The sequence below is a fragment of the Desulfosporosinus burensis genome (assembly GCF_054657535.1).
The window spans coordinates 1-19,416 of the sequence record NZ_BAAHYN010000014.1; the positions used below are offsets into that span (position 1 = coordinate 1).

Here is a 19,416-nt window from a genome sequence, read left to right on the forward strand (position 1 = left end):
AGTTGACCAAGTCGGTCCCCAATCTATCGACTCATCGTCACCGGCTATCGTAGTGCGTATGGATGCCATAAGCCTGGAAATTCATAACACCGCATCGATAGAATTAATCGAGAATACTCTGAGGGCACTCCATCATGCTCGGTGATCTCTCTAAGGCCGATAAAATCTACATCGCCTGCGGGTATACCGACATGCGTAAGTCTATCGACGGACTGACAGCCTTGGTTCAGCAAAACTTCCAGCTCAACCCGTTCCAGAACAGTTTGTTTCTCTTTTGCGGCCGTCGGCATGATCGACTGAAGGTACTCTATTGGGAAGGGGATGGCTTTGTTCTTCTGTATAAGCGACTGGAAAAGAGTAAATTCCAATGGCCGAAGAGTGCTGAAGCGGTCCGCGGAATTACCCGCCAGGAATTCCGCTGGCTTATGGAAGGGCTGTCAATCGATCAACCCAAGGCCGTAAAAAAGTGGGATTCTACAGGCTGTTTTTCGGTGTGAAAAACGAGCGAAACCCGCATGGTTACTGGACTTTACAGCGTTTCTATGCTATACTGAATGTAGTAAAAAACGCAAAGGATTTAGGGCTGATGAGTGAAGTGCAATCGATAAAAACACTTGAACATCGCATCACCGAACTGGAGAAGGAAAACAACCTTCTTCATGAAACCATTCATCATCTGACCCGTAAACTCTTTGGTCGAAGCTCTGAGAAGACATCCGTCCTTTCCTTGGGACAGATGTCTCTTTTTGATGAAGTAGAAACACAAGCAAACTCCAAGGCTGTAGAACCGGACCTCAAGCAAGTCGAGGGCTACCAGCGAAAGAAATTCAACGGTCAACGTAAGGAACTTTTGAAAGACCTTCCCCATGAGAAACGGCTCTGTACTCTATTAGAAGATGACCGGTTCTGCGAAGAATGTCAGACGACGCTGGTCTCAGTGGGAGAAGAGTTCGTGCGCACCGAAATTGAGTTCATCCCTGCAAAAGTCAGGGTAATCGATCTTTACCGCGAAACCTTCGAGTGCCGCAGCTGTCGTAAGAATGACTTGCCCTATATGGAGAAAGCGCCCGTACCTTCGCCGGTCATTCAGCACTCTATGGCATCTCCCTCCACAGTAGCCTGGGTGATGCATCAGAAGTTTGTCAACGCCCTCCCTCTTTACCGTCAGGAAAAGGAGTGGAAGATGCTGGGCGTTGAATTAAGTCGTGCCACAATGGCCAATTGGATTATGGCCGCAGCCCGGGATTGGTTGACCCCGCTTTTGCAGCGGATGCATCAGAAGCTCTTGTCGGAGAACTATCTGCACGCTGACGAGACGCCAGTACAAGTCCTCAACGAAGAGGGACGAAAGAATACTACAGATTCCTATATGTGGGTCTACAGTACGGGCAAACACGGTGAGCATCCCATCAGGATCTTTGAATACCAACCGGGCCGGGGTGGTAAATACCCTCAGAAATTCCTGAAAGGGTTTAAGGGGTACCTCCACACGGATGCCTACCTAGGTTACCAAAAGGTAGAGGGAATCACGCGATGCCTGTGTTGGGCCCATGTTCGAAGGAACTTCGTCGATGCCCTGCCGAAGGATATCCACAGCCCGGAAGCCACCTTGGCAAGCGATGGGATTCGATTCTGCAATGAACTCTTTGAGAAGGAGAAAGCTCTCGAAGGGTGTTCTAAAGAAACCCGGCAAACCGAGCGTCTGAAGCAGGAGCAACCTGTTTTGGAGGCCTTTTGGGCATGGGTGGATTTCCACAAAAACAAGGTTCTCCCTAAATCTAAACTGGGGGAAGCTCTGAAATACGCGGTAAACCATAGGCAGGAATTGACGAATTATCTGAAGGATGGAAACTGCTCCCTCTCCAATAACTTGGCGGAAAACAGTATCCGCCCCTTCACGATCGGACGCAATTATGTGCCGAGTTTGGTTATGTGCTGAATCAGGTTTAAGGAGTCTTTTCTGGTAGGTTTTGTTCAGATATTCGGCACATAACATCTATCATCCTTTTTTGCTACTATATAAAGCAAAAAGGAGTAGATATTATGTGCCGCAAAAAGTATGACACATCAAGTTTGTCAGACTTTGAGAATCACCTGATGACAAACAATTATACCAAACGGGTTGTTGAAGTCTATACAAGTCGGGTATCCTGCTTTCTTAACTCCTTCAACTTAACACACCTTCTTTCCGATGAAGAGCAACTCAGAAAGTTAATTGTAGGATATACGGCGGGCTTACCTCTAACTTCAACTTTTGGGACAATACAAGCTGCACTTCATGCATACTATCACTTTACAACTGGAAAGCACTTCAACAAACGCATAATACCCAGGATTTATGAAGCCAATGAACTTATTGAGGCCGAACTCACGAGATTCCATACATATCTTAAAGAAGTGGCCTCTTTAAGCGAAACAACCCTAATTAGTCACTACAATACGGTCCGCCAATTTTTATGTTTTTGCTCAATAGAGAATGCAATTGCGAATGGGAATAAAATCTCACCGGATCAAGTCAGAAATTTTCTTATGAAAGAGCTAAGGCACTTAAGTCCGGCAAGTCGTAAGACAATATTGGTAAGGATCAGAAACTACCTCCGGTTTCTCGAATTCGAGGACGGATTCAATGCTGATGAAATATTGAAATTACCCATGACGCCGCCAGTGTGGAAAAGAATGCAAGTTCCAAAGTATTTGTCCGCGGAAGATAAGGAAACATTTCTATCGACATACAACCTAAATTCAGAGATTGGCCTACGCGATTACGCAATTGCACGATGTTTTTCCGATCTCGGTTTAAGATGTGTGGAGGTTGCCAACCTTAGCCTAGATGATTTCGACTGGCAGAATGGTACAGTATGTGTGCACAAAACAAAAAATCACTCAGAAAGAAAGCTCCCACTAAGTCTGAAAGCTGGCCAGTCAATAGTAAACTATCTGCTTAAAGCAAGACCAAATACTAAAGAACGTACTCTATTTGTGAGATTTAAGAAATCAGCTGGATTCCCAATGGGTACTTCACAGGTTCGGGATACGATGCGGCGCGCGGCTGTTCGGGCTGGATTACGGCATTTTACCGGGACTCATATGTTTCGGCATACTGTTGCCAAAGACATGATTTCATCGGGTACCGATATCAAGACAATTGCAGATATCCTTGGACATGAAACAATTGAAACAACCATGATTTATACGAAGATAAATTTTCCCGAGCTTTCTTTTGTGGCAGGAAAATGGCCGGAGGTGATTGTATGAGCAACCTCATCTCCGCGCAAGTCGAAGACTATATCAACTACAAGCAAGCTCTTGGCTATAAAATCAAGATTGAATCCGAAGAACTGCGGCGATTTGCAGCATATACGGTAGCAATAGGGCACAACGGATCTTTAACAGCAGACGTTGCCTTCAAATGGGTTACGCTAAAACCGAATTACACCCTGTGGTATATGTCAAGGCGCTTGGAAACCGTGCGCACCTTTGCCAAGTACATCAGCATATTTGATCCTAATGCACAAGTCCCACCGAAAGGGCTTTTGAAAAAGTGTCACGGACGAATTAATCCTTATATATTCACTGAAGAAGAAATCTCGATCATTATGGATGAGTCTGCACGCCTCCATTCCCCTGACGGGTTGAGACGCCTTACAATCCCGACCGCAATCGGTCTGATGTGGGCTACGGGAATAAGACCCTCAGAAGCCTGTAATCTTTTAGATTCAGATGTTGATCTTGATCTTGGCTTAATTCATGTTCGGGAAACCAAGTTTTACAAGCACCGATGTCTTCCGATTCACGATACGGTGATAGCTAAATTGCGCGATTACCAGAATAAGCGCGATGCTTTGCGAAACAACTATACCAATAGCCACTTTTTTATTATGACAAGTGGCAAACCCCTTGTCCTTAGGAACTTTGAATACTCATTACAGCTAACAAGGAATAGTCTCTTGCCTGAACATGGGCATTGGAACCGCAGACCACCCAGATTATACGATATTCGCCATTCGTTTGTTTGTCAGACGCTGCATCGATGGTACAAGGAAGGCGTTAATGTTAATAATCGGTTAGCGTACCTATCCACTTATATGGGTCATGTCAAAATCGCAGATACCTACTGGTATCTGACCGGCACGCCAGAACTGCTGCAATATGCCTCTAATGCTTTTGAAGAATTCTTTAATGAGCTAGGAGGCGCTGCAGATGAAACACTGTGAAGACTTTCAGGTGTTGCTACAGAAGTATTTTCTTGTTCGATTAATGGGGCAGCAAAAGGTATCCCCCAATACCGTTCAGGCCTATAAAGACACGTTCAGACTGTATCTACGTTATTTGAACGATGACATTAGCATCTCCCCCAATTCTGTGAACATGTCGCATTTTACAACCGATACTATAATAGGATTTATGAAGTACCTTGAAACCAAAAGAAATAACACTGCAAAAACCATTAACAATCGGCTGGCTGCCATAAAGTCTTTCCTTGAATTCGTTTCTTATGAGAGTCCTGAATATCTTGGCAACATAAGAAAAATCAAGGCAATACCGTTCCGGAAAACCGATAAAAAAGAAGTTGCCTACTTGACTAAAAATGAAATAGATGCGCTTCTTGGTGCCTGCGATCAATCGGATGTAGAGGGGCGGAGAGATCACATGATGCTTCTTCTGTTGTATAATACTGGCATGCGTGTCTCGGAATTGGTATCCCTAAAAGGGAAAGATATCTTTAGTTTGGATAACCTCAAAGGGTACATAAGGATTTATGGAAAAGGACGAAAAGAACGTTCTGTGCCGCTTTGGAAATCAACAGCCGAGTATTTAAGAAACTACATGAAAGCTCATGGAATTTCCTGTGACGACTATTTATTGTCTGGCAGGAATGTCCCACATCTGACACGGTCAGGAATCAGATACCGTATTGAATGTATCGTGTTAAGAGCATCCGACAATTGTTCTTCGCTGAGAACTAAAAAAGTTACCGCCCATGTATTCCGGCATTCAACTGCCATGAGTATGCTTCAATCCGGGGTAGATATTTCAACAATCGCTATCTGGCTTGGGCACGAGAGCATAGAAACGACGCACAAATATATGATTGCTGATTTAAAACTTAAAGAACACGCTCTGAGCAAAGTACAAGAACCCAATATGGATCGAGAATCGCATAGGTATTTGATAGATAATGATATCTTGCAGTTTTTGGCGTCGCTGTAAATCTCTTTGTTATGTGCTGAAGCCAGGAAGCTCCGCCATAAAAGTAGTTAATTAAACCTGATTCAGCACATAACCAAACTCGGCACATAATTGCGTTTATGCTCTTAAACACATAAACGCAAGAACTGGTTATTCAGCGGAAGCCCGAAAGGAGCAACCGCCAGTGCCGCCGTTTACAGCATGATTGAAAGTGCTAAGGCCAATGGCCTGAATCCCTATAAATATCTTTGTTTCATCTTCAAAGAGTTGCCCGGTGTGCAGTTCGGTCAGCATCCAGAATTTCTTGAAGATTATCTGCCGTGGAGTCCAGAAGTCCAGGCTGTCTGCAAATAGGGCAAGAACTTAGTTTACACTGGTTCTTGCTCTTTTTCTATACACCGACTTATTTGACGCTTACGGTCAACATGCTCGTAAGTGCTTAATCTTCAGGTGCATAGTCAACCCAATTCATTCATGAGACAATATCCCCATAAAAACCTTACATGGAGGTATTGTTGTAGTGGATAAGAGTGAAAAAAAGCACTGGTTGCCGAATGCCGTGCTAGTGGTATTACGGCAAAGGAATGGTGTGAAGCCAAGGGAATTAAGTATCGTAGCTACATTGACTGGGCATCCAAAATTAATAAGAAAAAACGCCAAAGTCCAGCAGGGGTTTTGCAGTGGGCTGATGTAACGATGGCAAAAGAGGAACGCTTCATAAGCGAAATCATGTCGGGCTCGGCTCTCTTCCAGTCTAAAGACAGGCTACCGAACGTTGTGCACCTCATTTTCGTGTTACTAGCCGCAAGTGCTCGGGTCGGAAAAGGCCTCCGAAGTCAGAAGGTTTTTTCGAGCCGCTATTATCCACCGTTTAAGTAGTTTAGCAGCATTAGTCGTAGTATAATATTTAAAAGGGATAGGTAATACTCATTGGAGGCAGGGATCAGCGGGTATAATACGATATTATCATGAAGGCCACTGCGGAGATGTTTAGGAACAAGATCCTTGGGGCATTCGAGCTTAGGACGGCTAAAATTGTGGACATCATGCCCACGGTCTTGCCTGTAGTCGAAGCCAAAGAGAAGAGAGTCGATTTTGTCTTCCTCCTAGAAGACGATACCCTACTCCACTTGGAATTCCAGACCACAGTTGCTAAAGACTTCGAGTGCTCGGGTCGAAAAAGTACTCCGAAGTTAGTTTTCGGGTACTTCCCGGATATTGTCAATCTATAGGCTTCAAAAAGACAATAAAAGGTCTTCCTTTCTCACGTGATAAAGTAAACCCAATAGCAAAAGTATAAGCTAAAAAAGGATTGATTTCTGGAGAGAAATAATATATAAATAGAAGGTGACCGAACGGTCAGTTTTTGCTTACCAAAGCCTCCTAATAGACTATAGATTGTTATTGTCCGTGGGTTATTATGAATTATTAAAAATCTAGGGGGAGAAATTATGAAAAAACTTTGGTCCTCGGTTCTCGTAAGCCTCATGATTATTTCTTCAGTTCCAGTTAACGCAATGGCTGATACAAGTGATGTTAATATAAACAGACTTAGTTACATAAATATTGAAGAGAAAATTGAGGCTTTTAACCCGACCGTAAGAGCTAATAATAAGAAACTGTCAGATGCACGGGATATTAACGACAGCTTAAAACTAATCGAGGGAACAGAATCGAAATTAAAGGCAACAATAGGGGAGTTAAGTGGCTATTTCACAGATGAAGAATTGTTAAAAGGTGTTTCCAAACCGATTAATCCAGTTCTATCAAATCCACAGGATCTGTCAGATACGCTTAAGTATGTTAACTACAATCTATATATGCTTTATCAAGCTCAACTTGGTAATCTTACGGCCCAAAAGGCTTCTTTGAGCGCCCGGAAGGACGATATGTGGAAATCTTATCTCCAAATTAGTATGGGTAATAAACAGGTCGTATGGGGAACCCAGCAAATGTTCTTGAGTTATCAGGAGCTGGGGCTTCAAACGGAAGCGCTGAGAGCTAATAGGGCTAACGTTGAAAACCAAGTCAAAATCATGAAGCTTCAGGAAGAATTAGGGATAATAACTCCGACAGATTACAAGGACGTTGAACTCCAATTACGTGAACTTGATGTAACGATAAAATCGTTAAAAGATACACAGGATACCTTGAAGGGATCCCTCAACTTGTTTTTTGGCCAAGAGTTTGACACGAATTTAATTATCGAGGAAGTTCCGGCGCCCGATTTTGAACTAATTAATAAAATGGACTACGATGAAGACATAGAGACTGCGATAGCTAATAGCTATATGGTACGGGTACAAGAAGAAGCGGAAGATAGAGATTCGCAAACCCGCCAGGTGAAAATGGACTTTGATTTAGCGTTTAAAGATGTTAAGACAAAGCAAGAATCCCTTGAAAGAGAGAAAATAAAGTTCAAAACAGAAAGAGTAAAATGGGACCATCAGCAACTGAGGTATAACCTAGGGATGATACCGCTTGTAGCGTTCAATGTTAGTAAAACTAACTATGATGCCCTAGTAAGGAAGGTAATAACCGCAGAAACTGATCTAGTGAAATCTTTGACCGCCTATGACTGGTTACTGGAGGGAATCTCCGTTATAACGAACACTTCCAAAAAGAATAGTTAATACCGCTTATACAAATTTGGGCGGAACATTGATTTGCACAATCAGGACCTCCGGAAGCGGGGGTCCTTTATTATTTAAGGAGAGTTCAGGAGAATCCCTTAAAGCACCCATCCCTAAAGCAGAACTTTACAAGTTAATGAATTTGAATAGGAGTTACCTAGAATTGTCGCCAAGAATTTTTTAATTTCTGGCAAGGCTTCGGGGGTAAAAGCTATAAGTGTTAGTAAAAGTGATTTAGTATCTGCACCCACCAGTATACCGATCAATCGGAATAAATTACCCGAAACAGGTTATATGCAGTTTCTCAAGATGGTATTATGAAGTATGTACGAAACTTTGCCAAAGATAATAACGAACGGGGGATTTATACAGGGTACTAATCTTACCTAATCTACGGGTTTAACTGGAAGTATCTAAGTTCTAAAAGGAGATTTAACAAGAATTCTCGTACATAATCGAATGTTCTTGTAAAGGGTGCTCTTTGCGTAGGAAATCGATTCGGCTTGACATTAAGAAAGTTTAGTGCTAATTTTATTTTGTAAGTCATAAGGTCCTTGAACCATTGACTTGCGCAATTGGGATCTCCGGACGCGGAGGTCCTTTTATATATGTCTCAAATTAGAAGTGACAAGGTAAAGTAAGTATAAGATAAGTAGAAGATAAGCAAGAGATAAGCAAGAGATAAACCGAAAAATTGCATACAACGACTATCCATGCATGGATAAGTATGGTACAATATATAATTGGTGCCGTAAGCGTCTTTCCTTCGTTGGCGAAACTCACGCGCTATCGCGGATGTTCTGTTTCGGCGGTTATTTATAAATTAAGATTTTTTTAGCGCAGTTATAGATAGGGACGCATTTGGAAAACTTAAAGAGTATAACAAATAAAAAGGAGAATGAAAGCATTGGCGACATTTACAGACCTAGGATTAAGCGAACCAATTATTCGATCGATTATTAACATGGGGTTTGAAGAAACAACCCCTATCCAAGAGAAAACGATCCCTGTAGCTTTACTGGGCAAGGATCTGATCGGGCAGGCCCAAACTGGAACCGGAAAAACGGCTGCCTATGGAATTCCTTTAATTGAGAGGATTATGGAGCAGAGCGAACTTATTCAAGGTATAATATTGGCTCCAACACGGGAGTTAGCAGTTCAGGTTGCAGAGGAATTGAATAAGATCGGACAGTATAAACGCATACATTCCTTGCCTATTTACGGTGGACAAGGGATCGACTGGCAGATCAGGGCTCTAAAGAAGAAACCTCACATCATTGTGGCAACTCCCGGACGCTTAATGGATCATATGAGAAGGAGGACCATCCGCCTTAGTGATATTAAAATTGTTATTCTGGACGAAGCTGATGAGATGTTGAATATGGGCTTTTTAGAAGACATTGAGACAATCTTGAAGGAGGTTCCAGAGGAGCGTCAGACCCTACTCTTTTCAGCTACCATGCCTCGTCAGATACAAAATATTGCCCAGCGCTTTATGAAAGAACCTGAGCTGATTAGTATTAAGGCGACAGGGGTAACAGTTGCTGATGTAGAGCAACATTATGTAGAAGTAACCGAACGACTTAAATTCGATGTCTTATCAAGGATTTTAGATATTCAATCTCCAGATTTGTCGATTGTCTTCGCCCGAACTAAGCGACGAGTCGATGAACTTTCGGAGGCTTTAGGGAAGCGGGGATACTCTGCGGAGGGAATTCACGGTGACTTGACTCAGAGCAAGAGAGATAGTGTCTTGAGGCAGTTTAAAGACGGAACCATCGAAGTATTGGTCGCGACAGATGTTGCAGCTCGGGGGCTTGATATTAGCGGAGTGACTCACGTCTTTAACTTTGATATTCCACAAGATCCGGAAAGTTATGTTCATCGAGTTGGGCGTACTGGAAGAGCAGGGAAATCAGGGTTAGCGATTTCGTTAGTCACTCCTCGAGAGATCGGAATGCTGAGACTGATTGAGCAGGTTATTAAACGCAGGATTGTTCGTAAACCGATACCGACCATTGTTGAGGCGGTACAAGGTCAGCAGCGCTTAACGATGACCGAGATCCTCAGAGTGATTGCTGAAGAAGATATCGAGAAATATAAAGGGGTAGCTGAAGAGCTGCTTGCCGAGAACGACTCAGTGACTCTTTTATGCGCAGCATTGAAAATCATTACTAAGGAACCTGAAGCTGTCGAAGTTCGTCTGACGGAAGCAGCCCCTATGAGGGGAAGAAGCATGGGAAATGCCAGACCTCAGGGGAATTTCAACCGTGATGGCTACGGACAAAAGACGGATACTTGGTCAAGGAGAAAAGGTAACGATGTTCGTGGTGGCGCTGCCGGAGCTCAAAGGGGTAGGGATAATAAGAGAAACGGATAAACTCTTTGTATTTAGGAAAAGGTCGTTGGTGGCCTTTTCCTTTTTTATCGACGTCCCACTTCTATAAGTGGGTGTTCCTTAGTATACTTTGGTGGAGGTAGAGTCCTCCTTCGCCGCGAAGTATTCCTTTTGGGATATGCGGCTCGGCGAAACCATCCACTGGAAGCTTTCGTCACCGAAGTCTCGATGTTCAGCATTAGCTAAACGAGTTCACTGTTTATTTATCTTGCTGGGGCTGCTCTGGGATGGTATAATTTTGCAAGAAAGGTGTTGAGACGATGGAGAAAGAGATCAAAGAGATGCTCGGGCACATACTCAATAAACTCGATGGGTTAGAGTCAAAGATGGAATCAAGAATGGATAGCTTAGAGTCGAGACAAGATGAGATATATTTGGTTGTTAAGGCTATAGAACATAACAACCAAGTGCATAGGGCAGAGATCGATAATCTAAAGTATACGGTAAGCTATGTGGAAGGTACGATAAATGCTATAGGAGACGTAATCACAACACAGAAGGCGATATAAATGAAGCATTCTTTGAATATAACGATTCATTATATAAAAATGCCCTCTTTAGTCGAGATAACTATAGAGGGTATTTTTATTGGCTTAGAAAGAACTTTAAACATGGCCGAAGGTAAATCCAGTAATGCGTCGAATCTATAATTCGTAGGGTTTGAAATCCTGGAGGGGAGATTATACAAAAGATGCTTGCAAGATTTTTACGGACAAAAGTAGTCGGCCACATTTTTTTAAACGTTATGCTCGTCCTGATCCTAATACTAAATAATTCAGCGCTGGTTTTGGCCTCTGACGTTGGAGTTTTGAAAGAAATCCGCTTGCTACTTAAAGATCAATATGTGGATCCGGTGTCAGCCTACGTCTTGAATGCTCCGACCATAGATGAGACGCTGAAACGACTAGGAGATCCACACACGATGTATTTAACGCCGGAGGAGTACCAGAGTTTTATAGAAAGCATCGATATGCGCTTTTCTGGAATTGGAGTTCAAGTTGAAATGGTTTCTGAAGGAGTCAAGGTATTATCTGTTATTCCTGGTTCACCGGCAGAAGAGGCTGGATTAAAGTCGGGAAGTATCATGATACGTGCAGATGGACAATCCTTGGTGGGGCTATCTTTCGAAAAGGCTGTGAGCCTACTTCGTGGACTAGAAGGAACTACCGTTATTATTCAGGTGATTCAGGGAGAGGAAACTAGGGAGTTAACCGTTATACGCCGAGTTATTATTAGCCCTACCGTGACAGGAGAAGTCTTAAGTGGGCATATAGGCTATCTAGATCTAAATTCCTTCGGTAGTGATACGACTAAAGAATTTGAAAGGATCGTCAATCAGTTAAGAAGTGAAAAGGTCAACGGATGGATTGTGGATTTAAGAGATAATGGGGGAGGATACTTAAGTTCAGCCCTTGACCTTGCGGGCTATTTTATAGGCTCAGAAGTCTCAGTGCAAATTAAAGACCGAACAGGGGAATTTTCTCAGTTTAAGGTATCAGATCCTGGTTTGCGGTTTACTCAACCCGTCATTTTCCTGACAAATGAGAACAGTGCCAGCGCCTCCGAAATCCTCGCTGCTGCGGTCAAAGACCATCAAAAGGCGTCACTCGTAGGGACAACGACCTATGGGAAAGGGACGGTTCAGAGCATGTTCCATCTTGAGAGTGGTGGAGTGCTTAAAATGACCGTCGATCGCTTTTTCTCGCCTCTGGGACATGATATCAACATCGTAGGAGTTAGCCCCGATGTAGAGATCCAGCAGGCAGATTCACTTAAGGTAGCAGAATTAATGTTAAACGATACGGCTGTTGCTCTTGAATTGGGTAGAACGGACGATTATTGGGAAGCTTGGCAAGAACTAATGGGAGTTGCTTCACCGAGTGCCTTACCATCGGGTTTTAATTATCCATATTATTATCCAAGTTACCGCATGGTCAGCGAATTATGGGAGATTCCGCTCGACAAGAAGTTTACAGTACACTTTTCTGGGTTGGTCGATTGGCAGAGCGTGGACAATACAAGCATAGAACTGATTAACAGCAAGACAGGTGAGAGGACACTTTCAACGTTGGAACCCTTGGGTCCTTCCGATGTGAAAGTCGTTCCAAAAGGTGCATTAAACCCGGATACGACCTATTGGCTAATCATTCATCCCACTATTTTGGGTGTGACAGGCCAAGCACTGCAAGCGGGAGCCTTGGCAGTTGCGCATACAATTCAAGAGGAACCTGCAAAGGGTGCAGCGAAGATTCAGTCGCTTAGGACTAAAAACCGGGTAAGTGAAGGGTACTTGACGAGTCCTCGTGATCCGGACTATGGTATAGCAATAAAGGATTTAGGGAAAAGGCGATAGGCATCAGAGTGGGGGATTTGATTTGTGATTTATGAAGTGTGTGCCCTTGTTGCTACCATCATTTTAGGGGTAATCGGTATCGAAGTGATGCTTTGGGTTCGCTCTGCCCGGAAACTCACGGATGAGGCAAAGCAAACTGTGAAGGATATAAATACTCATTTGCCGTATTTGCTTGCTGATGTGCAAGCCGTTACCAGCCTTGTCAGACAAACAAGTGAGCAAGTAGGTGGAACGGTGAATGAGGTTGCCGTCAGTCTAGAAGAACTGAGGAAGAATCCACTGCGTTTTGTTACGGTCTTATTGTTGGCAGCAAAACAAGTGATCGAGCTATGGAATGACATTCGTAGTCGAAAAAAGGAAGCCCCGGACAGCTAAATATGCAGTCCGGGGTTTCCGTTTTCTTAGCAACAAATTCGTTAGGGTTTGGGGGCTTATAGAGCAACTAAAGTTGACTTTCTCCATTGAGTCGGGCTCTTTATTTTTTTGTATAATGTATAAGCAAAAGGATTGATTTCCAGTAAAATATCATATATAACTAATAGGTGACCGAACGGTCGGTTTTGGGCTGTCTAGAAGTAAGAGATAAAGTGGAGGAGAATACGTTGGAAATGAAAATTGGGAAAACAGGAAAAAGAATTCTAATTTTATCCGGGGTACTCTTAGTGCTGGTTTTTGTGGGCAGTAGGTTCATGAGTAAGCCTACTGCAGAGGTTGTGGTAGAAGAAAAATACATACCGGTCCAAGTAGAAGTTGTAGGAAAGAAAACCCTTACTAATACTGCAATATTGAGTGGAAAAGTCACGTCTGATACAGAAGTTTCTGTAATTCCGAAGGTGCCGGGTAAAGTGGAGTCTGTCTTAGTGAAAGTGGGGGACCCCGTCAAGAAGGGAGACGTTCTATTCACCTTGGATGCTACGGATTTGAGGCATGCATTTCAGCTAGCGGATGCCAGATATCAAAATAGCAAAGAACTCTGGAGTGCTGCTAGAGCATCTCTTGAACGTACGAAGACGCTTGCTTCGGCCAAGATCGCCGATGCTCATCAGAACTTAGTGAAAACGAAGGCCCTTTTTGAGGCTGGAGCAGTCTCGAAGGTGCAATTAGATCAGACCGAGCTAGGGGTCAAGGAATTAGAAGCCCTCTATGCCAGTCAGATCGAACAGCTGCAAGTGCAAGCTTCGGACAGCAGCCTCCAATTAGCTATAGTTCAACTCGCCCAAGCACGCGAGGCTTTGGACAATGCCACCGTGACTGCACCCGTGGATGGAACCGTTTCCCAGGTTAGTGTTCAGGTGGGAAATATAGCTACGAGTGCCCAAGCGGCGGTAGGTCTCACGAATACGAGTAGTGTCTACAGCACTTTCAGTGTTGCGGAGAATATAGTGAACCGTCTCATAAAGGAGAAAGCGGTCAAGGTCATGGTTCCTTCAGTGTCTGAAAATAGTCTCGTCGGAAAAATCGAGTATATTAGCCCTTCGTCCGATCTCAGAACTCAACTCTATCCTGTTAAAATTACCTTTGAGAATCCCGATGGATTATCAATAATACCCGGCATGTTTGTTAAAGTCGAACTGACGACCGACGAGAAGGCAGATGTTATGGCGGTTAAAAGTGAGGGCGTCGTCCTGAAGAATGAAAAGACAATCGTATATGTCGTTGAAGAGGGTAAAGCCGTTGCTAAAGAGGTGGTCGCGGGCCTGGATACAGGGATAGATATAGAAATCCTTAAAGGCGTAGACGAGGGCGATCAGGTGATCATTAAAGGACAAACGTTAGTTGATGTAGGCCACAAGGTGAAGATTGTGGGAGGGGAAAAGTCTTGAAGCTAGCGGAAGTTTCGGTTAAGCGCCCAGTCACAATCATCATGACGATGCTTATAATCATTCTTTTGGGTGGTATTTCTTTGACCCGACTCCCGATCGATCTTATGCCGAACATTGAAATTCCTGTTTCGATCGTAGTGACCCAGTATTCTGGGGTAGGTCCCCAAGAAATTGAGAAACTTATCACCAACCCCTTGGAAGGAGTCATTTCTACTGTAGGAAATATTGATACGGTTACTTCGACAACCTCCGAGGGGAGCTCAGTTGTCATTGCGCAGTTTAAGTCTGGGACGGACATGGACTTTGCGACCCTCCAAATGCGGGAGAAGGTTGATCAGATCAAGAGCCGTTTGCCATCTGAAGCTGGAGCTCCGATGGTCATGAAGCTGGACTTAGGGGCCATGCCTGTTGTTATATTGACTCTGAGTGGACATGACGCAGACCTCGCTAAACTGCAGTCTGTTGCAGAGGATAAGCTTAAACCTCAGCTTGAGCGCGTGTCTGGAGCGGCTTCTGTTACGGTTATCGGAGGGTATGAAGACCAGATTGAAATCAAAACCCATCTGGAGAAAATGAATGGGTATGGGCTGACTATAAATTCCTTAGCCCAACTGATACGTGCCGAAAATCTTAACGCCCCAGGGGGACAGGTTCAAAAGGGTACTCAGGAACTTACGATCCGGACAACCGGCGAGTTTGAATCCGTGGATGAAATCAAAGAACTAATGATTCCTTTACCTACTGGAGGGCAGATTAGATTAAAGGATATTGCTGAGGTAGGAATAGGGCATAAGGACGTCAACGCGATTACCAAAGCGGATGGAGAAAAAAGTGTAAGTATTGCTGTTCAAAAACAATCGGGGACGAATACAGTAAAAGTGGCAGATGGGGTCAAAGCATCCATCGAAGAATTTACAAAAGAATATCCAGAATTGCAAATTAAGACAGTAATGGATCAGTCTGATGCCATTAATCAATCTATAGAAACTGTCAAAAACGAAGCTATTATGGGTGGAATCTTAGCAGTCTTCGTGGTCTTCCTTTTCTTCCATAATATTCGTACAACCTTTATCACGGCGACGGCAATTCCGATTGCCATGATGGCGACCTTTGCAGTCCTTTATTTTGCAGGGATCACGATCAATATGATGACCCTTGGGGGACTGACTCTAGCGATGGGTCGCTTGGTGGATGATAATATCGTGGCCTTGGAAAACATTCATCGTCATCGCAAGGAAGGATACTCTAAAATTGATGCTGCTATCAAAGGAGTGTCCGAGGTCGGGATGGCAGTTTTCGCCTCCACGTTAACTACGGTTGCAGTTTTTCTCCCAATCGTCTTTGTTCAAGGAATTGTGGCTACAATTTTTAGAGAATTAGCGATGACGTTCGCCATTTCTCTCCTGGCCTCGCTGCTTGTTTCCCTAACCTTAGTTCCGACGCTTTCTGCCAAGCTTATGAAGACGGAAGTTATCCCAGAAGGTCGGACCGGGGTCAAAGGGCTTGTGGACCGCTTTAGTCGCGGGTTTGATAGAATCTTTGGGTGGGTTGAGGCGACTTATAAAAGGTTTTTACACTATGCATTGCATCATCGCAAGACCGTAATGGCGATTGCGACGGCGGTTTTTATTCTCTCCAGTGCATCCGCTTTCAGCTTAGGGGCAGAATTCATGCCCGCGTCAGATGTTGGTCAATTAACGATTAACACGACTCTGCCGGATGGGGCAAAACTTCAGGACACCGAAGCCACGGTTAATCAAATTGAGGAGAAGCTAGAGGCGATCCCAGAGATCGAAACGGTCTTCACCCAAATTGGGACCAATGGGGGATTTTCACTCGGAGGGGATACCGCTAATACCAGCTCAGTCAGTGTCCAACTCGTGGATTTGGCTGCCCGACAACGAAGTGTTGAAGAAGTGGGCGATGAGATTCGTTCTTTGACGAAAGATATTCCCGGCGCCGAAATTAAGGTTACAATTACGGATAATATGCAAATGGGTGGCTCACAAACTCCGATTGACATTGCTATCAAAGGAGAAGAGCTTGATGAACTTAAGAAGATCGGAATGGAGATCCAGAAGATTGTTGAGTCAGTGGATGGAACCCGTGAAGTCAAATCGAGCATGACAGAAGGGGTCCCCGAAGTCGTAGTGAAAGTCAATCGTCAGAATGCTTCCCAATATGGTTTATCAGCTGCACAGATTTCTCAGGCCGTCAAGGGTACCATTTCCGGAACAACCGCGACAACCTATCGATATGAAGGGTCAGAAATCGATGTCGTACTGAGTGGGGATGAGACGTTTAAAACGAGTCTTGAGAATTTAGGGCAGACTCCGGTTCCCACACTTTCTGGGATCACCGTTCCCCTTAGTCAAGTGGCCAAAATTGAAATGGGACGAGGTCCGGTGAAGATTGAGCGCACTGGACAGACCCGTGTAGTCCATGTCACGAGTCAGATCATCAACCGGGATTTACGGAGTATTACGACGGATATTGAAACTAAGATAAAAGACTATCAGATCCCTGATGGGTATACGTATGAAGTGTTAGGGGAGAATAAAGAACTGATGGAGTCGTTTGCGGATTTGGGTCTCGCCTTAATACTAGCGATTTTGCTCGTATACATGATTCTGGCAGCCCAATTCGAATCCTTGTTACACCCGTTTACGATTATTTTATCTTTACCGATGGGATTTTCGGGGGGAATGCTGGGCTTATTTATTACCCGAACAACCTTAAGCGTACCTTCGTTTATCGGCTTAATTCTCTTAGTAGGTATTGCCGTAAGTAATGCGATTGTCTTGGTAGATTATATTATTAAACGCAGAGAACGGGGAGAGGAACGGGAAGAGGCTATCGAAAATGCCGGGCCGATTCGTTTACGACCCATACTGATGACCACGCTGGCAACCATTCTTGGTCTTATGCCGATGGCCTTAGGAATTGGAGAAGGCTCAGAATCTATGGCACCGATGGCAGTGGTCGTTATTTTTGGACTTGCGCTCTCTACAATGTCAACCCTGTTGCTTGTACCTGTTATCTATACGATTTTTGAAGATATTCGAGATTCTAGGAAGCAAAAAAAGGAAAAGAAGTTAACTACACCGAGTATAACCCATTCAGTATAAAGGTGAGCTTTGAAGTTCGAACTTCGAGGTTTGAAAGAGCGTTGAATCCAACGCGCACAGTATAAGGAGATGATTTCGACTGGCGTCGCGAGAAGAAAAACAGACAGATATAATAAAAGCAGCAGTTCGGGTTTTTTCTGAATATGGCTTCGACGGCGCAAAAATGGAATATATCGCCAAAGAGGCGGGTATAGGTAAAGGCACAATTTACGAGTACTTTGAAAGTAAGGAACGTTTATTTGAAGAGATACTCAAATTCAGCATTCAAGAGTTTCGGATTGGGTTGAAGGAGAATATGGAACAGGGTGAAACCATCGAAGAAAGGCTTCAAAACTGCTCTCGTTATCATTACGAATTTCTGAACAGCCATATGGATATCGTGCAAATCGTTATGCAGGTTAATACCCTTTCCAAAGAAATCCGTGGTCAACTCTTTGCAGAACACATGGCCATCCTAAAGCAATACACAGAGATGGTTCAGGCAGCAAAATTAAACGGAGAGATTCGTGCGGATCTCGATGAAGAACTAGCTACCTACTGTATTGTTGGAGCCCTGGATTTGTTCTCCAAGAAAAGAGTTTTGATGGATCATCGACCTCAAGATGAATTTGACCATCATGCCATTGTGGATGTGGTGTTGAAGGGGCTCCAATAAGAAGGACCTTTTAAAGAATGTCACCCTTAATAGGTTAGGTTGAGCAAAAAGCAGTCGGTAAGATCCGGCTGCTTTTTGCATATTCTTGACAAGATATAGGTTTAATATGAAGATAGCAAATAGATGCTGTGGTAAATCGTGGTAAATCGTCGAACACTTTAGGTTCTAAAGCTTGTAGTTCATAGTATAATAATAAAGTATGGAATATTATGTAAATGTACAAATGTGAGAATGCCTAGTGGGGTTTTATGGTAAAAGGAAAGGGGACGGCTATGAACATGAGAATTTGCCCTGATTGTAGAGGGAGATCCTATTCCTCTTACAGTGGGAAAAACTGGGAGTGCCCATATTGCGGGGCAGACCTTGGTCACGTATCAAACGAGCGATGTGATGCTCCAAAGGATTCGCTGAAAGATAAAGCCCCTCCGAAAAAGCTATATTCAATTAAAGGTGGGAGGATATTATCATAGTGAATGCGGTTGGCTTTTTGCCAATAATAGTAAGTTCGGTTTTGTAATAACATTAATAGCTCCGTCAAAACTGACAGAGCTATTTTTAATTTTGACGTAGTATCTTTATCTGCAGTCTCGATGATCAGAATACTAAACGAGTGTACTAGGATTGATATGGATTTTGTGCTACTAATTGAGGAGTCATCGAATCAAATGAGGGCGTTTCGGTAGTAGGATTAGAAAGAGACCCATAAAACGCATGGTTTTGACGCCTGCTAGCCATAGAATAAGATAATGCTTTTACTGCAGATGGCAAATAGAATGGAGATTCTCCTTTAACACCAAGTAATAAGCGATAGCGTTTATTAAGAAGCCCATATTGTGTTTCAACTATTAGAAGTTCAAGCACGGCAATTTCGACGTATTCCGGTGCTGCGTAGTCAAAGCGGTTCCAAGCATGGTTTATTTTTTCTTTCGTTGCTTCGATTTCTGCAAGTAGGCGTTCTGCCTCGCTTAGCGGGGGTTCTTCGGGGGGGCAAAACGACAAGAATATGCTTCTACATAATTCTCTCATATTAATTAGCCTCACCTCACTTACTAGGCTTGACAAAGCAAAAGATGAGACTAATTTTATCTTTGCTTAGTCTGTACCATCATATGTGTTATTTAGTAGAATATGACAAAATAGGCTCAGCATGGACCTCTATTTTGCATTTAATGCCGTGTTGTTATAAAACTCACCTCAATTGGGAAAGACTAGAAATAGTCTAAAATTTAAGAGGTG

15 protein-coding genes and 2 pseudogenes are annotated in these 19,416 nt (G+C 43.5%); 16 read left to right on the top strand and 1 reads right to left on the bottom strand.

Translation table 11 applies throughout. The features are described 5' to 3' along the window. Positions 1-134 precede the first annotated feature (134 nt). The 16 genes and pseudogenes from tnpB to ACYQ3Q_RS22010 all read left to right on the top strand — a co-directional run bounded on the left by tnpB (position 135) and on the right by ACYQ3Q_RS22010 (position 18,180). Positions 135-497 carry an IS66 family insertion sequence element accessory protein TnpB gene (gene tnpB / locus ACYQ3Q_RS21935; RefSeq protein ID WP_459930616.1) on the top strand — a complete coding sequence of 121 codons (363 nt, stop codon included), beginning with the start codon at positions 135-137 and terminating at the stop codon, positions 495-497. Between the two features lie 89 nt (positions 498-586). After that, positions 587-1,909, top strand: a pseudogene (tnpC, locus tag ACYQ3Q_RS21940) (IS66 family transposase); the annotation flags it as partial. Positions 1,910-2,043: 134 nt separating this feature from the next. After that, positions 2,044-3,255 (top strand): tyrosine-type recombinase/integrase, encoded by a 1,212-nt coding sequence (locus ACYQ3Q_RS21945; protein WP_459930617.1) that lies wholly within the window; start codon positions 2,044-2,046, stop codon positions 3,253-3,255. After that, positions 3,252-4,214 (top strand): tyrosine-type recombinase/integrase, encoded by a 963-nt coding sequence (locus ACYQ3Q_RS21950; RefSeq protein ID WP_459930618.1) that lies wholly within the window; start codon positions 3,252-3,254, stop codon positions 4,212-4,214. Before ACYQ3Q_RS21945 ends, ACYQ3Q_RS21950 begins: the two co-directional genes overlap by 4 nt. Next, positions 4,201-5,211: a tyrosine-type recombinase/integrase gene (locus tag ACYQ3Q_RS21955; protein ID WP_459930619.1), complete on the top strand. Its 1,011-nt coding sequence runs from the start codon at positions 4,201-4,203 to the stop codon at positions 5,209-5,211. Before ACYQ3Q_RS21950 ends, ACYQ3Q_RS21955 begins: the two co-directional genes overlap by 14 nt. Positions 5,212-5,328: 117 nt before the next feature. Beyond that, a pseudogene (locus ACYQ3Q_RS21960) lies at positions 5,329-5,544 on the top strand (transposase domain-containing protein); the annotation flags it as partial. A gap of 216 nt (positions 5,545-5,760) precedes the next feature. Then, a complete protein-coding gene (locus tag ACYQ3Q_RS21965; RefSeq protein ID WP_459930748.1) occupies positions 5,761-6,069 on the top strand; it encodes a hypothetical protein in 309 nt (102 codons plus the stop codon). A gap of 107 nt (positions 6,070-6,176) precedes the next feature. Next, complete coding sequence (locus ACYQ3Q_RS21970; RefSeq protein ID WP_459930620.1) at positions 6,177-6,422, top strand: hypothetical protein; 246 nt, start codon at positions 6,177-6,179, stop codon at positions 6,420-6,422. 219 nt (positions 6,423-6,641) lie between these two features. Next, positions 6,642-7,823 carry a TolC family protein gene (locus ACYQ3Q_RS21975; RefSeq protein ID WP_034140900.1) on the top strand — a complete coding sequence of 394 codons (1,182 nt, stop codon included), beginning with the start codon at positions 6,642-6,644 and terminating at the stop codon, positions 7,821-7,823. A 907-nt stretch (positions 7,824-8,730) separates the two neighbouring features. Continuing rightward, positions 8,731-10,203 carry a degradosome RNA helicase CshA gene (cshA, locus tag ACYQ3Q_RS21980; RefSeq protein ID WP_459930621.1) on the top strand — a complete coding sequence of 491 codons (1,473 nt, stop codon included), beginning with the start codon at positions 8,731-8,733 and terminating at the stop codon, positions 10,201-10,203. 278 nt (positions 10,204-10,481) lie between these two features. After that, positions 10,482-10,730 (top strand): M domain protein, encoded by a 249-nt coding sequence (locus ACYQ3Q_RS21985; RefSeq protein WP_459930622.1) that lies wholly within the window; start codon positions 10,482-10,484, stop codon positions 10,728-10,730. Positions 10,731-10,912: 182 nt separating this feature from the next. Then, complete coding sequence (locus tag ACYQ3Q_RS21990; RefSeq protein ID WP_459930623.1) at positions 10,913-12,574, top strand: S41 family peptidase; 1,662 nt, start codon at positions 10,913-10,915, stop codon at positions 12,572-12,574. A 24-nt stretch (positions 12,575-12,598) separates the two neighbouring features. Continuing rightward, the gene (locus ACYQ3Q_RS21995) at positions 12,599-12,949 is read left to right on the top strand and encodes a hypothetical protein (protein ID WP_459930624.1); all 351 of its coding nucleotides are present in this window, start codon (positions 12,599-12,601) and stop codon (positions 12,947-12,949) included. A gap of 167 nt (positions 12,950-13,116) precedes the next feature. Beyond that, positions 13,117-14,397 (top strand): efflux RND transporter periplasmic adaptor subunit, encoded by a 1,281-nt coding sequence (locus ACYQ3Q_RS22000; protein ID WP_459930625.1) that lies wholly within the window; start codon positions 13,117-13,119, stop codon positions 14,395-14,397. Beyond that, positions 14,394-17,525: an efflux RND transporter permease subunit gene (locus ACYQ3Q_RS22005; RefSeq protein WP_459930626.1), complete on the top strand. Its 3,132-nt coding sequence runs from the start codon at positions 14,394-14,396 to the stop codon at positions 17,523-17,525. Before ACYQ3Q_RS22000 ends, ACYQ3Q_RS22005 begins: the two co-directional genes overlap by 4 nt. A gap of 112 nt (positions 17,526-17,637) precedes the next feature. After that, positions 17,638-18,180 (top strand): TetR/AcrR family transcriptional regulator, encoded by a 543-nt coding sequence (locus ACYQ3Q_RS22010; RefSeq protein ID WP_459930749.1) that lies wholly within the window; start codon positions 17,638-17,640, stop codon positions 18,178-18,180. Between the two features lie 615 nt (positions 18,181-18,795). Here the strand turns inward: ACYQ3Q_RS22010 and ACYQ3Q_RS22015 are convergent. Further along, positions 18,796-19,206 (bottom strand): hypothetical protein, encoded by a 411-nt coding sequence (locus tag ACYQ3Q_RS22015; protein WP_459930627.1) that lies wholly within the window; start codon positions 19,204-19,206, stop codon positions 18,796-18,798. Positions 19,207-19,416 lie beyond the last annotated feature (210 nt).

What these genes read in the sequence shown, in the direction of transcription:
- ACYQ3Q_RS21950 (WP_459930618.1), top strand. Translation starts at nt 3,252, where the DNA reads ATGAGCAACCTCATCTCCGCGCAAGTCGAAGACTATATCAACTACAAG.
- ACYQ3Q_RS21985 (WP_459930622.1), top strand. Translation starts at nt 10,482, where the DNA reads ATGGAGAAAGAGATCAAAGAGATGCTCGGGCACATACTCAATAAACTC.
- ACYQ3Q_RS22015 (WP_459930627.1), bottom strand. Translation starts at nt 19,206, where the DNA reads ATGAGAGAATTATGTAGAAGCATATTCTTGTCGTTTTGCCCCCCCGAA.
- ACYQ3Q_RS21955 (WP_459930619.1), top strand. Translation starts at nt 4,201, where the DNA reads ATGAAACACTGTGAAGACTTTCAGGTGTTGCTACAGAAGTATTTTCTT.
- ACYQ3Q_RS21945 (WP_459930617.1), top strand. Translation starts at nt 2,044, where the DNA reads ATGTGCCGCAAAAAGTATGACACATCAAGTTTGTCAGACTTTGAGAAT.
- ACYQ3Q_RS21970 (WP_459930620.1), top strand. Translation starts at nt 6,177, where the DNA reads ATGTTTAGGAACAAGATCCTTGGGGCATTCGAGCTTAGGACGGCTAAA.
- ACYQ3Q_RS21975 (WP_034140900.1), top strand. Translation starts at nt 6,642, where the DNA reads ATGAAAAAACTTTGGTCCTCGGTTCTCGTAAGCCTCATGATTATTTCT.
- tnpB (WP_459930616.1), top strand. Translation starts at nt 135, where the DNA reads ATGCTCGGTGATCTCTCTAAGGCCGATAAAATCTACATCGCCTGCGGG.
- ACYQ3Q_RS21990 (WP_459930623.1), top strand. Translation starts at nt 10,913, where the DNA reads ATGCTTGCAAGATTTTTACGGACAAAAGTAGTCGGCCACATTTTTTTA.